The organism is Streptomyces sclerotialus (assembly GCF_040907265.1).
GTDB classification, from domain to species: Bacteria; Actinomycetota; Actinomycetes; order Streptomycetales; family Streptomycetaceae; genus Streptomyces; species Streptomyces sclerotialus.
Genome location: NZ_JBFOHP010000002.1, coordinates 4,350,303 through 4,365,802 on the forward strand (window position 1 = coordinate 4,350,303; position 15,500 = coordinate 4,365,802).

Annotated in this window: 13 protein-coding genes and 1 pseudogene; 5 read left to right on the forward strand and 9 right to left on the reverse strand. The window is 72.6% G+C overall.

Features of this window, described 5'->3' with window-relative positions:
* The first annotated feature begins 292 nt into the window (after positions 1-292).
* The 4 genes from AAC944_RS19335 to AAC944_RS19350 are packed head-to-tail and all read left to right on the forward strand — an operon-like array spanning position 293 to position 3,911.
* On the forward strand, positions 293-1,324 hold the full coding sequence (locus AAC944_RS19335; RefSeq protein ID WP_078888587.1) for an ABC transporter ATP-binding protein: 1,032 nt from the start codon (positions 293-295) through the stop codon (positions 1,322-1,324).
* Complete coding sequence (locus AAC944_RS19340) at positions 1,317-2,228, forward strand: ABC transporter permease subunit (protein WP_030615438.1); 912 nt, start codon at positions 1,317-1,319, stop codon at positions 2,226-2,228. Before AAC944_RS19335 ends, AAC944_RS19340 begins: the two co-directional genes overlap by 8 nt.
* Before the next feature lie 11 nt (positions 2,229-2,239).
* Complete coding sequence (locus AAC944_RS19345) at positions 2,240-3,136, forward strand: ABC transporter ATP-binding protein (protein ID WP_438272832.1); 897 nt, start codon at positions 2,240-2,242, stop codon at positions 3,134-3,136.
* Between the two features lie 46 nt (positions 3,137-3,182).
* The gene (locus tag AAC944_RS19350) at positions 3,183-3,911 is read left to right on the forward strand and encodes an ABC transporter permease subunit (protein ID WP_030615443.1); all 729 of its coding nucleotides are present in this window, start codon (positions 3,183-3,185) and stop codon (positions 3,909-3,911) included.
* 30 nt (positions 3,912-3,941) lie between these two features.
* Here the strand turns inward: AAC944_RS19350 and mltG are convergent, their stop codons facing one another.
* Positions 3,942-4,808, reverse strand: coding sequence for an endolytic transglycosylase MltG (gene mltG / locus AAC944_RS19355; RefSeq protein ID WP_030615444.1), 867 nt, complete (start codon positions 4,806-4,808; stop codon positions 3,942-3,944).
* 34 nt (positions 4,809-4,842) lie between these two features.
* Between mltG and AAC944_RS19360 the strand changes: the two are divergent.
* Positions 4,843-5,496: pseudogene (locus AAC944_RS19360) on the forward strand (adenosylcobinamide amidohydrolase); the annotation flags it as partial.
* A gap of 53 nt (positions 5,497-5,549) precedes the next feature.
* Here the strand turns inward: AAC944_RS19360 and AAC944_RS19365 are convergent.
* The 8 genes from AAC944_RS19365 to AAC944_RS19400 all read right to left on the reverse strand — a co-directional run bounded on the left by AAC944_RS19365 (position 5,550) and on the right by AAC944_RS19400 (position 15,457).
* A complete protein-coding gene (locus tag AAC944_RS19365; protein WP_051871804.1) occupies positions 5,550-6,860 on the reverse strand; it encodes a CynX/NimT family MFS transporter in 1,311 nt (436 codons plus the stop codon).
* Positions 6,861-6,967: 107 nt separating this feature from the next.
* Entirely contained in the window at positions 6,968-7,678 is a 711-nt protein-coding gene (locus AAC944_RS19370) for a FadR/GntR family transcriptional regulator (RefSeq protein WP_030615453.1), read from the reverse strand.
* Between the two features lie 113 nt (positions 7,679-7,791).
* Complete coding sequence (locus AAC944_RS19375) at positions 7,792-8,613, reverse strand: HAD family hydrolase (RefSeq protein ID WP_030615456.1); 822 nt, start codon at positions 8,611-8,613, stop codon at positions 7,792-7,794.
* Complete coding sequence (serS, locus tag AAC944_RS19380; protein ID WP_030615459.1) at positions 8,610-9,887, reverse strand: serine--tRNA ligase; 1,278 nt, start codon at positions 9,885-9,887, stop codon at positions 8,610-8,612. The genes AAC944_RS19375 and serS overlap by 4 nt, the downstream gene beginning before the upstream one ends.
* A gap of 642 nt (positions 9,888-10,529) precedes the next feature.
* Positions 10,530-11,456 carry a prephenate dehydratase gene (gene pheA / locus AAC944_RS19385; RefSeq protein WP_030615461.1) on the reverse strand — a complete coding sequence of 309 codons (927 nt, stop codon included), beginning with the start codon at positions 11,454-11,456 and terminating at the stop codon, positions 10,530-10,532.
* Positions 11,457-11,605: 149 nt separating this feature from the next.
* Positions 11,606-12,913 carry an iron uptake transporter deferrochelatase/peroxidase subunit gene (efeB, locus tag AAC944_RS19390; protein WP_030615464.1) on the reverse strand — a complete coding sequence of 436 codons (1,308 nt, stop codon included), beginning with the start codon at positions 12,911-12,913 and terminating at the stop codon, positions 11,606-11,608.
* Positions 12,913-14,985 (reverse strand): copper resistance CopC/CopD family protein, encoded by a 2,073-nt coding sequence (locus tag AAC944_RS19395; RefSeq protein WP_063759954.1) that lies wholly within the window; start codon positions 14,983-14,985, stop codon positions 12,913-12,915. Before AAC944_RS19395 ends, efeB begins: the two co-directional genes overlap by 1 nt.
* A 13-nt stretch (positions 14,986-14,998) precedes the next feature.
* Entirely contained in the window at positions 14,999-15,457 is a 459-nt protein-coding gene (locus AAC944_RS19400) for a copper chaperone PCu(A)C (protein ID WP_030615470.1), read from the reverse strand.
* Positions 15,458-15,500: the final 43 nt, after the last annotated feature.

Consider the following 15,500-nt stretch of genomic DNA (forward strand, 5'->3'; position numbering starts at 1 on the left):
CGTTCCGTCGCGGTACGTGCGCGTAACTTGACACTGATGAATGTGACAATGGTCGGCGGCGACGTCAAGGGTCCGTCACCACCTGTGGAAAACTTCCCGGCCGCCCGCGGGCGGCCACCACCGCCGACGCGTCACCGGCCACGGACGATCACCACGGTCCGGCCCTCCGGCCGGGTACGCCTCAGCTCCGCGCACGACCCCCTACGGGGCGGTACGCCTGGAGTCGGACGGACATCCAGCCGTCAGGGCTGACGCTCGCTGCGGCGCGCGACACTACCGTCGACGTGTGACTGTGATCGCGACCGAAAGCCTCAGCAAGCGGTTCCCGCGGGTGACCGCCCTGGACCGGCTCTCCGTTGACATCGCCCCCGGCGTGACCGGCCTGGTGGGTGCCAACGGCGCCGGAAAGTCCACCCTGATCAAGATCCTGCTGGGTCTGTCGCCCGCCAGCGAAGGCACCGCCGCGGTCCTCGGCCTGGACGTGGCCACCGAAGGCGGTGCCATCCGCGAGCGCGTCGGCTACATGCCCGAGCACGACTGCCTGCCGCCGGACGTCTCGGCGACCGAGTTCGTCGTCCACATGGCGCGGATGTCCGGGCTGCCGCCGACCGCCGCCCGGGAGCGCACCGCCGACACCCTGCGCCACGTCGGCCTCTATGAAGAGCGCTACCGCCCCATCGGCGGCTACTCGACCGGCATGAAGCAGCGCGTGAAGCTCGCCCAGGCGCTCGTCCACGACCCCCAGCTGGTCTTCCTGGACGAGCCGACCAACGGCCTGGACCCGGCGGGGCGCGACGAGATGCTCGGCCTCATCCGCCGCGTCCACCGCGACTTCGGGATCTCCGTACTGGTCACCTCGCACCTCCTCGGAGAGCTGGAGCGCACCTGCGACCACGTCGTCGTCATCGACGGCGGGAAGCTGCTGCGCTCCTCGGCCACGGACGAGTTCACCCAGGCCACCACCTCGCTCGCCGTCGAGGTCACCGACACCGACACGCACCCGGACGGGCTGCGCGCGCTGCGCGAGGCGCTGACCGCCGCGGGCGCGGTGACCGGTCCGGCGCCCGGCCCCGGAGACGGTCACCCGGCCGCGACCGGCCGCCTGCTGTACATCGAGGCCGCCGGCGAGGAGACGTACGACCTGGTCCGGGACACCGTCGCCGGGCTCGGCCTCGGCCTGGTCCGCATGGAACAGCGCCGGCACCGCATCGCGGAGGTCTTCCGCGACAGCGCGGACGGCCGCGACGTCGCCCCGGCCCGTACGGACGCCGCCGCGCGTCCCGCAGCCACCGAAGCAGCCCCCGCAGGAGCCCCCGATGCCTGAGTCCACCACAGCGCCCACGGGCGGCCAGGGCCCCGCCGCCTCGATCCACGACATCGGCTACCGCCACTACGACGGCGCCCGGCTGGGCCGCGCGTACGCCCGCCGCTCGCTCTTCGTGCAGAGCCTGCGCGGCGCCTACGGGCTGGGCCGGTCGGCGCGCACGAAGGTGCTGCCGATGATCCTGCTGGCGGTGATGTGCGTACCGGCCGCGATCATCGTGGCGGTCGCCGTCTTCACCAAGGCGCGCGACCTCCCGCTGGACTACACCCGCTACGCGATCTACCTCCAGGCGGTCATCGGCCTCTTCCTGGCCGCTCAGGCGCCCCAGTCCGTCTCCCGCGACCTGCGCTTCAGGACCGTGCCGCTGTACTTCTCGCGGCCGATCGAACGCGCCGACTACGTGGCGGCGAAGTACGCGGCGATGAGCTGCGCGCTGTTCCTCCTCACGGCGCTGCCGCTGCTGATCCTGTACGTGGGCGCGCTGCTGGCGAAGCTCGACTTCGCCGACCAGACCAAGGGGTTCGCGCAGGGCCTGGTCTCGGTGGCCCTGCTCTCGCTGCTGTTCGCCGCGATCGGCCTGGTCATCGCCGCGCTCACGCCGCGCCGCGGGTTCGGCGTCGCCGCCGTCATCGCCGTACTGACCATCCCGTACGCCGCGGTCAGCGCCGTCCAGGGCATCGCCTTCCTCCAGGGGAACACCGACGTCATCGGGTGGCTGGGGCTCTTCTCCCCGATCACGCTGATCGACGGCGTGCAGAGCGTCTTCCTGGGTGCGACCACCTCGGCCCCCGACGGCATCGGCCCGTCCACGGGCGCGGGTTTCGTCCATCTCCTCGTCGTGCTGGGCCTCATCGCCGGCTCGCTCGCCCTCCTGATGCGCCGCTACCGGAAGGCCGGACTGTGACCACGATCGACATGCGCAACGTCTCCCGCTGGTTCGGGAACGTGGTGGCCGTGAACGACATCACGATGACCATCGGGCCGGGGGTGACCGGGCTGCTCGGCCCCAACGGCGCCGGCAAGTCCACCCTGCTCAACATGATGGGCGGCTTCCTGGCGCCCTCCCACGGCAGCGTCACCCTCGACGGCCGCCCGGTCTGGCGCAACGAGGCCGTCTACCGGGAGATCGGCATCGTGCCGGAGCGCGAGGCGATGTACGACTTCCTCACCGGGCGCGAGTTCGTGCTCGCCAACGCCGAACTGCACGGCCTCGGCCGCAAGGAGGCGGCCCGCGCGCTGGCCACGGTCGGCATGGAGTACGCGCAGGACCGCCGCGTCTCCACGTACAGCAAGGGCATGCGGCAGCGCGTGAAGATGGCGTCCGCGCTGGTGCACGACCCTTCCGTGCTGCTGCTCGACGAGCCGTTCAACGGCATGGACCCGCGCCAGCGCATGCAGCTCATGGAGCTGCTGCGGCAGATGGGCGAGGAGGGCCGCACCGTGCTCTTCTCCTCGCACATCCTCGAAGAGGTCGAGCAGCTCGCGTCCCACATCGAGGTCATCGTGGCCGGGCGGCACGCCGCCTCCGGCGACTTCCGCCGCATCCGCCGCCTGATGACGGACCGGCCGCACCGCTACCTCGTACGGTCCGACGACGACCGGGCGCTGGCCGCCGCGCTGATCGCCGACCCCTCGACGTCCGGCATCGAGGTCGACCTCGAAGAGGGCGCGCTGCGCATCCAGGCCGTCGACTTCGGCCGCTTCACCGCCCTGTTGCCGCGCGTCGCCCGTGACCACGGCATCCGTCTCCTCGCCGTCTCGCCCTCGGACGAGTCGCTGGAATCGGTCTTCTCCTATCTCGTAGCGGCCTGAAGCCGTACCGAAGCGGTCGCATACGACCTGAAAGGAGCCTGACGCGATGTCATCGCTCTACCACCCCACTGTGGCCCGGCTGACCTACCGGGCGCTGCTCGGCCGCCGCCGCGCCGCGATCCTCTTCGCGCTGCCCGTCATGCTGCTCGTCATCGCCGTCGCCGTACGGGCGCTGACGGGCGCCGACGACACCACCGCCGACACCGTCCTGGGCACCTTCGCGCTGGCCACGATGGTCCCGCTGATCGGCGTGATCGCCGGCACCGGCGCGATCGGACCGGAGATCGACGACGGGTCGGTGGTGTACCTGCTGGCCAAGCCCGTACGGCGGTCGACGGTCATCGTCACCAAGCTGCTCGTCGCGATCGGCGTGACGGTCGTCTTCTCCGCCGTCCCCGTACTGATCGCGGGCTTCGTGCTGAACGGCAACAGCCAGCAGATCGCGGTCGCCTACGCGCTCGCCGCCGCGGTCGCCTCCGTCGCCTACAGCGCCCTCTTCCTGTTCCTCGGCACGATCACCCGGCACGCCGTCGTCATCGGCCTGGTCTACGCGCTGGTCTGGGAGGCGGTCTTCGGCAGCCTCGTCCCCGGGGCGCGCACCCTCAGCGTTCAGCAGTGGGCACTCGCGCTGGCCCAGAAGGCGGGTGCCGAGGGCGCGGTCACCTCTGAGGTGGGCCTGGCCCCCGCCGTCGTGCTGCTCGTCGTGGTGACCGGTGCGGCGACCTGGTACGCGGCCCGCCGCCTCAAGTCGCTGACGCTGGCAGGGGAGGAGTGACCACCGCGGCCCCCGGAGGGACAGCGGTGCCTACCCGCTGCCCTTCCGGTCCTCGTTGAACTCCCGCACGTTGTCGCGGTGTTCCTCGTAGTCGGCGGTGAAGCGGGTGTCGCCGGGCCGGACGGTGACGAAGTACAGCCAGTCGCCCTTCGGAGGCGAGACCGCGGCCCGCGTCGCGTCCTGCCCCGGATTCCCGATCGGCGTCGGCGGCAGGCCCTTGTGCCGGTAGGTGTTGTACGGGCTGTCCGTACGGGTGTCCGCGTGGCTGGTGTTGAGGGTGGACCGGCCCAGCCCGTAGTTCAGGGTGGAGTCCATCTGGAGCGGCATCCCCTTGTCGAGCCGGTTGCGGATGACCCTGGCGACCTTGCCCATGTCCTGCGGGGTGTCCGCCTCGGCCTGCACGACGGAGGCCGCCACGACCGTCTCGTAGGCACTCAGGCCTCCGGGCCGGGCCGTGGGCGGCAGACCGTCCGCCGCGTACTTCTGGCGCGCGGTGTTCACCATGAAGGACAGCAGGCTCCTGGGGGTGGTGTTCTCGTCGACCGGGTACGTCGCCGGGTACAGGTACCCCTCGGGATTGCCCTTGGCCTCGGCGGGCAGCCGCAGCCGCTTCGCCGGGTTCCGGGCCGCCGCGGCCCTCTTTGCGGCCTTCTCCGTGGTGCCCGGGGCGACGCGGAGCGCCTTGTCGACGGCGGCGTACGCCTGCGAGGCCCGCCACCCCTCGGGCAGGGTCAGCTTCTCGGTACGTGCCGCCCGCTCGTCCCCGGGGAGCAGGACCAGCAGGAGGACGACGCCGACCACGAGGACGGCGCCCGCCGCCAGGAGGAGCCGGCCCCGCCGGGTGATGCGTGCGCGGCGCCGGCCACCGGAGTGCTGCGTATCGTGCACATCGCTCATGAGGGCAAGGTAGGGCAGACCGTAGGGTACGTGGGTGACCACGCTGATACCGACGTTCACGGTGCGCACCGTCCGGCACCGCGACACCGCCGACGGCCAGGACCTCCCCGCGTTGCTGTGGCGGCCGGGACCGGGCCACCGGATGGTCTCCAGCGCGGTTCTCGGCGGCGGTCTCGGCCCCCGGTCCTGGGTGCTCAACGCCCAGGTGGCGCACGGCTACACGCGCCGCGATCCGGAGGCGCACCTCGCGGAGATCGCCGCGGCGGCCGGAGCGACGGGCCCCGGCGTCGGCATGATGACGGCGGCGGACATCCTGTCCACCCGCGCGTCGGCGTACGACGGGGGCGCACAGGCCCTCGTCACGGCCGGAACGGGCGTGCACGGCTGGGCCGCGGCGCAGGACGCGGCGGGCGCCCCGTACCGCCCCGGCACCATCAACCTCCTCGTCGCGCTGCCCGTGGCGCTCAGCGATGCCGCCCTGGTCAACTCCGTGATGACGGCGACCGAGGCGAAGGTGCAGGCACTCCTCGACCACGGTCTGGACGCTTCAGGGACGCCTACGGACGCGGTGTGCGTCGCCGCACGTGTACCGCGGCCGGGCGAGCCCGTGGAGGAGTTCGCCGGGCCGCGCTCCCTCTGGGGCGCCCGGCTGGCCCGCGCCGTCCACGAAGCGACACTGCGCGCTCTCCTGCAGGAGCGCGGCGGCCCGCACGGAGAGGCCGCCGCGTCGCTCCGTAGCGGTCAGGTGCCGATCCGGCGGTCCCGTCCGGCCCCGAGCCCCAGCAGCACCAGCGCCGCACAGACCACGAGCAGCAGCACGATCGGCAGTGTCCAGCCGTCCGTCGCCTGGTGCACCGCGCCCAGTGCCAACGGGCCCACGGCAGCCAGCAGATAGCCCCAGGTCTGCGCCATGCCGGACAGCCGCGCCGCGGTGTGCGGATCGCCGGCCCGCAGCACCATCATGGTCAGCGCCAGGCCCAGCGCACCGCCCTGGCCGACGCCGAGCAGCGCGGCCCACACCCACGCCCCGGCCACCGGGGCGACGAGCAAGCCCCCGCAGGCGAGCGCCATCAGGAGCGCGACGCACGCGGCCGGCAGGCGCTGCCGTCGCATCCGTCCCGCCAGTACGGGCACCACGAACGAGCCGGCCATCTGTACCAGCGTGCTGAACGCGAAAACCAGCCCGGCCTGCGCCTTGTCCATGCCGTGGTCGGTGAGGACCGTGGGCAGCCAGGCGATGGCCACGTAGGCGATCAGCGACTGCGACCCCATGAAGAGCGTGACCTGCCAGGCCAGCGGCGAACGGCCGAGCTTGGGGCCGGTCTCGGCGGCGTGCTGCGGGGTGGCCGCGGCCTGTCCGTGCCGCGCGCCGCGCCGCGCGGTGACCACCTGCGGGATCCAGACGAGCGCGGCGACCGCGGCGAGCAGCCCCCAGGAGACCAGCGAGCCCTGCCAGCCGCCGAGCGCGTTCTCCAGGGGCACGGAGGTGGCGGCCGAGACGGTCGCGCCGAGGATCATCGCCGTCGAGTACAGCGCGGTCATGGGCGCTGCCTTGTCGGGGAAGTCCCGCTTGATCAGGCCGGGCATCAGGACGTTGAGCAGGGCTATCGACGCGCCGACCAGCGCGCAGCCCGCGAACAGCGCCACAAGGGGCGGCGCGACGCGGACGACGATGCCGGCGCACAGCAGCACCAGCGCGCTGAACAGGACGGTCTCGGTGCCCCAGCGCCCGGCCAGCTTCGGCGCCACGTAGGAGCCGAGGCCCATGAAGACCAGCGGGATCACGGTGACCAGGCTGCTCGCGGTGGCGTTCAGCCCGAAGTGGTCACCGATCTCGCCGAGCAGCGGTGACACCCCGGCGAGCGCGGCCCGCATGTTGAGGGACGCGAGGACGATGCCGAGGAGCAGCAGCGCGGGGTGCGTCCGCAGCCGGCGGCGGGCCGCGGCGAGCTGCGGCGCCGGCGTCAGGTCCTCCTCGGCGTCGATCAGCGGTGTGCCGTCCAGAGGCGGCGTACCGGCGGTCGGCGGGGCATCGGGTCCGGTCCCTGGCATGGTGGGGTGGCTCTCCTGTCGTGGGGTGGTTCCGGTGTCCGGCGCGGCCGGCCGGCGGCCGACGGGCCGGCCGTACGGCAGCAGAGGAGGATGCGGCGCGGTACGGCTCACCGTTCGGCGAGCAGCGCCTCCAGCGCGCGTTTCGGGCGGTCCAGCAGGGTGCGGGCGGCCGTCTCGGCGGCGTCCGGGTCGCCCGAGGCGATCGCCTCCAGGACGGCGTGGTGGTCGCCGTGCAGCAGCTGCGGCATCTCCCGGTCGGCCAGCCCCGACATCAGCGCCTCGCGCACGGAGCTGCTGAACCACTCGTACGTGGCGCTCAGCGCGGCGTTGTGCGCGGCGCCCACGACGGCCTGGTGGAACGCGATGTCGTGATCCGCGTACAGCTCCAGGCGGTCCGCCGCGGGACGGCCCTCGGCGTCCTCCAGGGCGCGCTGTGCGTCCAGCGCGGCCCGCATCCGCTCCAGGTCCGCCGGCTCGTGCCGCAGGGCCGCCAGGCGGGCGGCCTCCGTCTCCAGCGCGATCCGTACCTCCAGGACGTCACGCACGCCCGACCGCTGCACGCCGCGCATGATCGCGGCGGGGTCGGCGGCGGAGACCACGAACGTTCCTTCGCCCTGGCGGGAGCGGAGCATCCCGGCGTGCACGAGCACCCGTACGGCTTCGCGGACGGTGTTCCGCCCCACCTGGAGCTGCTCGGCGAGCGCGTGCTCGGTGGGGATACGGTCGCCGACCCGCCATTCGCCGGCGCTCAGCTGCGCCCGTAGCGCGTCGACGACGGTGTCCACCAGCGACTGCCGCCCGGCGGCCTGCAACGCCATCTCCGCTCCTGTCTCACGCGCATTCACCCGGTTGCCCAGTCATCCTACAAATGAGCGGGCGCGACAGTTGTCCACAGGGGCTGTGGACAACTGCGGGCCGGGCCGCCCACCGGTCAGACTGTGAGGAAGCGCTCCAGGACCGCCGCGATGCCGTCGTCCGCGTGGGAGGTGGTGATCTCGTCGGCGACGGCCTTCAGCTCGTCGTGCGCGTTGGCCATGGCGACACCGTGTGCGGCCCAGCCGAACATCGGGATGTCGTTCGGCATGTCACCGAAGGCGATGGTGTCGGCGGCCTTCACGCCCAGTCTGCGGGCCGCGAGCGACAGGCCGGTGGCCTTGCTCAGCCCGAGCGGCAGCAGCTCGACGATGCCCGGCCCGGCCATGGTCACGCCGACCAGGTCACCGGCCACTTCCCGGGCGGCAGCGGCGAGCGCGTCGTCCGAGAGCTCCGGGTGCTGGATGTAGACCTTGTTGATCGGTTCGGCCCACAGGTCGGCGAGGTCGTCGACCAGGACGTTCGGCAGCGGACCCTCCTGGACGCGGTAGCCCGGGGCGACCACGACGGCGCCCTCCAGCCCGTCCCGGCTCGCGGCCAGGTACAGCGGGCCGACCTCCGCCTCGATCTTGGCGATCGCCAGCCCGGCCAGCTGCCGGTCCAGCGTCACGGAGGTCAGCAGCCGGTGCTCGCCCGCGTGGTAGACCTGCGCACCCTGCCCGCACACCGCGAGGCCGTCGTAGCCGAGGTCGTCGAGTATGTGCCGGGTCCAGGGCACCGCGCGGCCGGTGACCACGATGTGCGCGGCACCCGCCGCGGTGACCGCGGCGAGCGCCTCACGGGTGCGCGCCGAGACGGTGTCGTCGGGACGCAGCAGCGTGCCGTCGAGGTCCGTCGCGACGAGCTTGTACGGGAAGGCGGAGGCGGCGGGCAGGGTCACTTGGCGACGGGCTCCAGGACTTCCCGGCCGCCCAGGTACGGACGCAGCATCTCGGGGACGCGCACGGAGCCGTCCGCGAGCTGGTGGTTCTCCAGGATCGCCACGATGGTGCGCGGGACGGCGCACAGCGTGCCGTTCAGCGTCGCCAGCGGCTGCACCTTCTTGCCGTCGCGCATCCGGACCGAGAGGCGGCGCGCCTGGAACTCGTCGCAGTTCGACGCGGAGGTCAGCTCGCGGTACTTGCCCTGGGTCGGGATCCACGCCTCGCAGTCGAACTTGCGCGAGGCGGAGGCGCCCAGGTCGCCCGTGGCGACGTCGATCACCTGGAAGGGCAGCTCCAGGCCGTTCAGCCACTGCTTCTCCCAGTCCAGGAGGCGCTTGTGCTCGTTCTCCGCGTCCTCGGGCGCGACGTACGAGAACATCTCGACCTTGTCGAACTGGTGCACCCGGAAGATGCCGCGGGTGTCCTTGCCGTACGTACCGGCCTCGCGGCGGAAGCACGGCGAGAAACCGGCGTACCGCAGCGGCAGCTTGTCCGCGTCGACGATCTCGTCCATGTGGTACGCGGCGAGCGGGACCTCGGAGGTGCCGACGAGGTAGTAGTCGTCCTTCTCCAGGTGGTACACGTTCTCCGCGGCCTGGCCGAGGAAGCCGGTGCCCTCCATGGCGCGCGGGCGGACCAGCGCAGGGGTCAGCATCGGGGTGAAGCCGGCCTCGGTGGCCTGCGCGATCGCGGCGTTGACCAGCGCGAGCTCCAGCAGCGCGCCGACGCCGGTGAGGTAGTAGAAGCGCGAGCCCGACACCTTGGCGCCGCGCTCGACGTCGATCGCGCCGAGGGCCTCACCGAGCTCCAGGTGGTCCTTGGGCTCGAAGCCCTCGGCACCGAAGTCGCGGATCGTGCCGTGCGTCTCCAGGACCGTGAAGTCCTCCTCGCCGCCGACGGGGACGTCGGGGTGGACGAGGTTGCCCAGCTTCAGCAGGAGGGACTGGGTCTCCTCCTTGGCCTGGTCCTGCTCGGCGTCGGCGGCCTTGACGGCGGCGGACAGCTCGCCGGCCTTCTTCAGCAGCTCGGCCTTCTCGTCCCCGGTGGCCTTGGGGATGAGCTTGCCGAGCGACTTCTGCTCGGCACGCAGCTCGTCGAAGCGGACGCTGGAGGACCTGCGCCGCTCGTCGGCGGAGAGCAGTGCGTCGACGAGCGCGACGTCCTCTCCACGGGCGCGCTGGGACGCGCGCACACGGTCGGGGTCCTCACGGAGCAGGCGAAGGTCAATCACCCCACCAGGCTACCGGGGCCCGGCCGGGGCGTTCGACGCGATATTCGCCGCGAGGGCAATTTGTCCGGTTTAGAGTTATTTCTGTGGTCTTCTGAGAAGGCGGTGAATTGCGGGAAAGAATTCCCGGTGAGGGCCGGCCGTGCGTCTCCGTGGCGGCTGCCGGGGGAGTGGCGCCGGGGCGGCCGAGGGGTTGCCGCGACGTGTCGGGTGCGTATTGCGCTGGTGCGTCCGGGCCTGCGTGAGCGGGGAGTTGGCGGGCTGTGCACAGTCACTTGTCCACAGCTTCGGGCCCCTTCGGAAAAGTTATCCACAGGCTGTGTGCTGCTTCTGTGGAAGTCGGAAAGCGGCATCCGTTACCTGAATCCCGGGCGAAGAAATCCTTGCCGAAACCCTCTTCCGGTACTCTTTCGTGTGGGATTTCCTCGCCCTAAAGGATTGTTCCCAGGAATTATGCTGACGCGGCCCTCGCTGGGTGGCTGTGCGCACCTGTGGACGGGTGTGGGGTCAGTAGGGCGATTTGTCGACTGTGTGACGCACGGGAATCGACTTGTCCCCAGGTCGAGAACCTGCCCTGTGGATAACTCTGTGGACAAGCCTGTGGGCAACCTGGGGACAACGTGCGGACGCCGTGGCGCGGCCCGCTCAGGCCCGCCCGTCCAGACAGCGGTTCAGCCAGTCCGACGCCTCCATGAAGGCGTCGTCGGCGGTCTCGGGACGGACCTCCGGCACGACCTCGTCCGCACGCGGGTACGAGCCGAGGAAGCGGACGTCCCGGCAGATCCGCTTCAGCCCCATCAGCACCTCGCCCACCCGGCGGTCGGTGATGTGCCCCTCGCAGTCCACGGAGAAGCAGTACTGGCCGATGCCCTCACCGGTCGGCCGCGACTCGATCCGCATCATGCTGACCCCGCGCCCGGCGAACTCCTGCAGCAGCTCCAGCAGCGCACCGGGGTGGTTCTCGCGCAGCCACAGCACGACCGAGGTCTTGTCGGCGCCCGTCCGGGCCGCCGGCCGCGCCGGCTTGCCCACCAGGACGAACCGGGTCGCCGCGTTCTGCGCGTCGTGGATGTCGGTCGCCAGCGGGGTCAGGCCGTACGTGGCGGCCGCGAACTCGCCCGCGAACGCCGCGTCGTACCGGCCCTCCTGCACCAGCCGCGCGCCGTCCGCGTTGGACGCCGCCGACTCCCACACCGACTCCGGCAGCTGCTCGCCGAGCCACTTGCGCACCTGCGCCTGGGCCGCGGGGTGGCCGGTCACGGTCTTCACGTCGGACAGCTCGGTGCCGGGCCGGGCCAGCAGCGCGAACGCGATCGGCAGCAGCACCTCGCGGTAGATCATCAGGTGCCCGCCGGCGGCCAGCTCGTCGAGGGTGGTGGTGATGCCGCCCTCCACGGAGTTCTCGATCGGCACCAGCGCGCCGGCCGCCTCGCCCGCGCGGACCGCGTCCAGCGCGGCGGGCACGGACACCATCGGCACCAGCTCGCGCGTCGCCGCCTCGGGCAGGGTGCGCAGGGCTGCCTCGGTGAAGGTGCCCGCGGGCCCGAGATACGTGTAGCGGCTGGCCGACATCCGTTCACTCCTTCTCCGGGGCTCGCTTCTGTCCCGGGCCCCTTACCGTACTCGCCCGCCGGAGGCCGTCAGGCGCCACCGACGCTCCGCCCGCCACCGCCGGGGCCCCGCACCACGCCGAGCGGCCGCACGGTCCCGCAGGCGGCCGCTCAGCCCTCCAGCAGCGGCTGGCCGACGTACCCCGACGGCTCCACGGCCGGCACCGCGTACAGCCCGCTCGCCTCGTGCCGGATGAACGGCGAGAGCGCGTCTCCGCGGTCCAGCTTCCGCTGGATCTGGGTGAAGGCGCGCAACGGATCGGCCTGCCAGGCCATGAAGAGCAGCCCCGCGTCCGGGGCGCCGTCGTCGCGGAAGCCGTCGTGGTACGAGAACGGACGGCGCAGCATCGCGGCGCCCTGGTTGGACTCGGGCGCCGCGATACGGGCGTGCGCGTCCGCCGGGATCACGGGGAAGCCGTCCGCACCGTTCTTGGCCAGGTCCATCGGGGTGTGCTCGTCGCCGCCGGTCAGCGGTGCGCCGTCGGCCTTGCGGCGGCCGATCACCCGCTCCTGCTCCGTGCGCGACTTCTTCTCCCACTTGTCCAGCAGCATCCGGATGCGGCGCAGCACCACGTAGGAGCCGCCGCGCATCCACTGCTGCTCCGCGTCGCGCCCCACGAAGACACGCTCCTCGAAGTCCTCGTCGGACGGCTTCGGATTGTTCGTGCCGTCGACCTGGCCCATGAGGTTGCGGGTGGTCATCGGGTGCGCCGTGGCTCCGGGACTGCGGTTGAAGCCGTTCATCTGCCAGCGCAGCCGCGCGGTGTCCCCGGCCTCCTTCTGCAGCGCGCGCAGCGCATGGAAGGCGACCAGCGCGTCGTCCGCGCCGATCTGGATCCACAGGTCGCCGTTGCTGCGCTTCGGGTCCAGGGCGTCCGCCGAGAAGTGCGGCAGCGGGTCGAGCTGCATCGGACGGCGCGCGGTCAGCTCCGTACGGCCGAAGAAACTGTGGCCGAAACCGAAGGTGACGCTGAGGGAGGCGGGGCCCGCGTCCAGCGCCACGCCGCTGTCGTCGGCGGGCGCCTCGCCGGCCATCAGCTTCTCGGCCAGCGTCGACCAGCGGCGCATCAGGGCGGCCGCTGCCTTGCGCCCCGCACCCGGGGCTAGGTCGAACGCGACCAGATGGCAGCGGGCCTGCATCGGGGTGGTGATGCCGGCCTGCGGCGTACGGCGGTCGGCGCGGAACGCGACCTCGGTGGCGCCGACCGTGCCGAGCTTCGGCGCGTCGTCCTGGGCCGCCACGGTGCCGAACGCGCCGCCCGCGCCGCCGACGACGAGACCGGCGGCCCCGGCGGCGCCGACCGTACCGAGGAGGCGGCGGCGGGAGAGCGCGACGGCGGGCGCGGCGTCCTCCCCGGACGCCGCGGGGGCGCCGGTGGTCCCTTCGGTCCGGGCCGTCTTGGTGGAGTTCTCGGTCATCAGCTGATCTTCACGTTCCTGGTCTCGGTCACCTGATCGATGTCGGAGGTGCGGACTACGAGGGAGAGCTGCCAGGTGCCGGCCGCCGGCAGCTGCACGCCCCGCGCAGTCCAGTGTCCGGTACCGGTCTTCTTGAGCACGGCCGGGAGCGGGCCGAGGTCCTTGGCCTTCGAGGTGAAGGACACCCGTACCTCCGGGACGTCCCGCGCGGCACCGTCCGGGTCGGAGATCCGCAGGTGCAGGACGTTGGCCTGGCCGCTGCGCGCCGGGTCCACGTCGAGCCGCGCTGTGCCCTTGCCCTTCGGGCCCAGCGTGTCGAACGGGATGGTCACGGAGACCGGCCGCGCCGCCTCGGCGAACTGGCCCGAGTCCCGTACGGCCTGCTCCGTACGGGCCGGTTCGGTGGTGGTGAGGACGGTGGTCACGGCCAGCAGGACGACGGCGACGCCGGCCTCGGCGAGGACGGACCGGCGCAGCCCGTACCGCACGGGGTCGGCGTCCCGGACGCGCTTGCGCCGCGCGTCGGCGACGGCGGCCCGCTGCCGGGCGAGCTGCGCGGCGCGCTCGGGGGAGGGGGCCACGGAGGCGTCCACGGGCTGCGTACCGGTGCCCGGCGCGGTGGAGTCCGGTCCCCTCGTGTCGGCCGTCTTCGCCTCCGTGTCCTTGGTGTCGGCCGCCTTCGTGTCGGCACCGGCGGCCACCGGCTCCGGTTCGGGCGCCGTCTGCTGCCCGGGAATGCTCCCCGCCGCGTCCGCCGCGCCCTGCGGGGCTTCGGCCAGCCGTTCCGTCCACCGCCGCGACACCCACGCGACCCCGACGAGCACCACGACCAGCCCGACCTTGAGGAGCAGCAGCTGCCCGTACGAGGTGCCCGTGAGGGCCGGCAGGCTGCCGACCTGGCGCCAGGACTGGTAGACGCCGGTGGCGACCAGGGCGAGTACGGAGGCGAAGGCGAGGCGGGAGAAGCGGTGGACGGCCGCGCGTTCGACGGCCGGGCCGCGGTACAGGGAGACCAGCAGGGCGGTCAGGCCGCCGAGCCAGGCGGCCACGGCCAGCAGGTGCACGACGTCCACGGGCATCGCGACCGCGGTCTGCAGCCCCGTCGAGGCGTGCTCGGCCATCGCCCAGGTCGCGGCGAGCCCCGCCGCGACGACCGTGCCGCCGACGCCGAGCCCGAAGGCGAGGTCCTTGCGGCGCTTGGCGTCGCCCTCCTCCTCGGCACGGGCGTACGCCCCGAAGAGGACAGCCATGAAGAGCGCGGCCGCGGCGAGCAGCAGCACCCGTGAGACCAGCGCGGCGCCGGACTTGGTACCCAGCACCGCCTTGAGCCCGGCCAGATCGAACACGTCTGCGAGGTCGCCGGACCCGGTGTACGGGGAGCGCAGCAGGAGCAGCACGATCGTGGCGGCGGTGAGCGTCGCCCAGCTCCACACCACCAGCCGCTGGACGGGACGGTGCCGCGCCGCCGACGGGCGGCAGGCCAGTACGAAGCACGCGCCGCCCACGAGCAGCGCGAACGCCGCGTACGCCACGTACCGCGCGATGCCGTACAGCGCGCCGACCAGCCCGCCGCCGGCCTCCTGCTGGGGCACCACGGCGGCGGACTTGGAGGGCGCTCCGACGGAGAAGGTGAAGGCACCGGAGACCGGGTGGCTGTCGGCCGAGACGGCCTGCCAGGCCACGGTGTACGTGCCGTCGGGGAGGCCGGGGGGCAGCCCCGTGCCGTACTTCACGGTGCTGCCGCTGCACAGGTCGAGCAGCTTGCCGCGGTCGATGCGCTTGCCCTTGGGGTCCAGCACCCGGATGGAGTCGTCGCCCATCGAGACGCCTTCGGAGAAGGAGAGCGAGACCTGCGCGGGCGCCTTCTGCAGCACCGCTCCCTGCGCCGGGGAGCTGCCGGTCAGCGCGGCGTGCGCGGACGCCGGAGCGGCGCCGCCCAGCAGCGCGCCGAGCAGCGCGGCGGCGAGGACCAGCAGGCGCAGGGCTGCGGCGGTCCGGCCGCGGTGCGGTACGGCACTCCGGCCGGGCCGGCGGCGGGCCCCGTCCGCGGCGCGGGGAACGGTGAGCGTCATGGCGGTTCTCCCCCTACTGGTGCCCGGCGTGCTGCGGGTTGTAGTTGGTGGCCTTGACCGGCATCTCGGTCCTGATCGGCGCCGCCTTGCCGAAGTGCAGCTCGACGGAGACCTGGTCGCCGTTCTCGGGCTTCTTCTTCAGCGCCATGAACATCAGGTGGTTGCCGCCGCGGGAGAGCTTCAGCTCGCCGTGCGCGGGGATGTCCAGGGACTTGACCTCCTCCATCTTGGCGCCGACGGTCCGGTGGATCGTCACGTCGTCGGAGAGGTCGCTGGTGACGGAGGTCAGCTTGTCGGCGGTGTCACCGGTGTTCTTGATGACGAGGAAGCCGCCGGCCATGTCCTTCATGACGGGCTGCGGCATGTACGCGCCGGACACCTTCAGCTGGGGCGCGCTGTCGCCGCCGCATCCGGCGAGGGTCAGGGCGGCGGTGGCGGCGAGCGCCGCGGCGAATGCGGTGCGGCGCTTCACGGGAGCGGTGCGGCGGTTCACGGGAGCGGTGCGGCGGTTCACG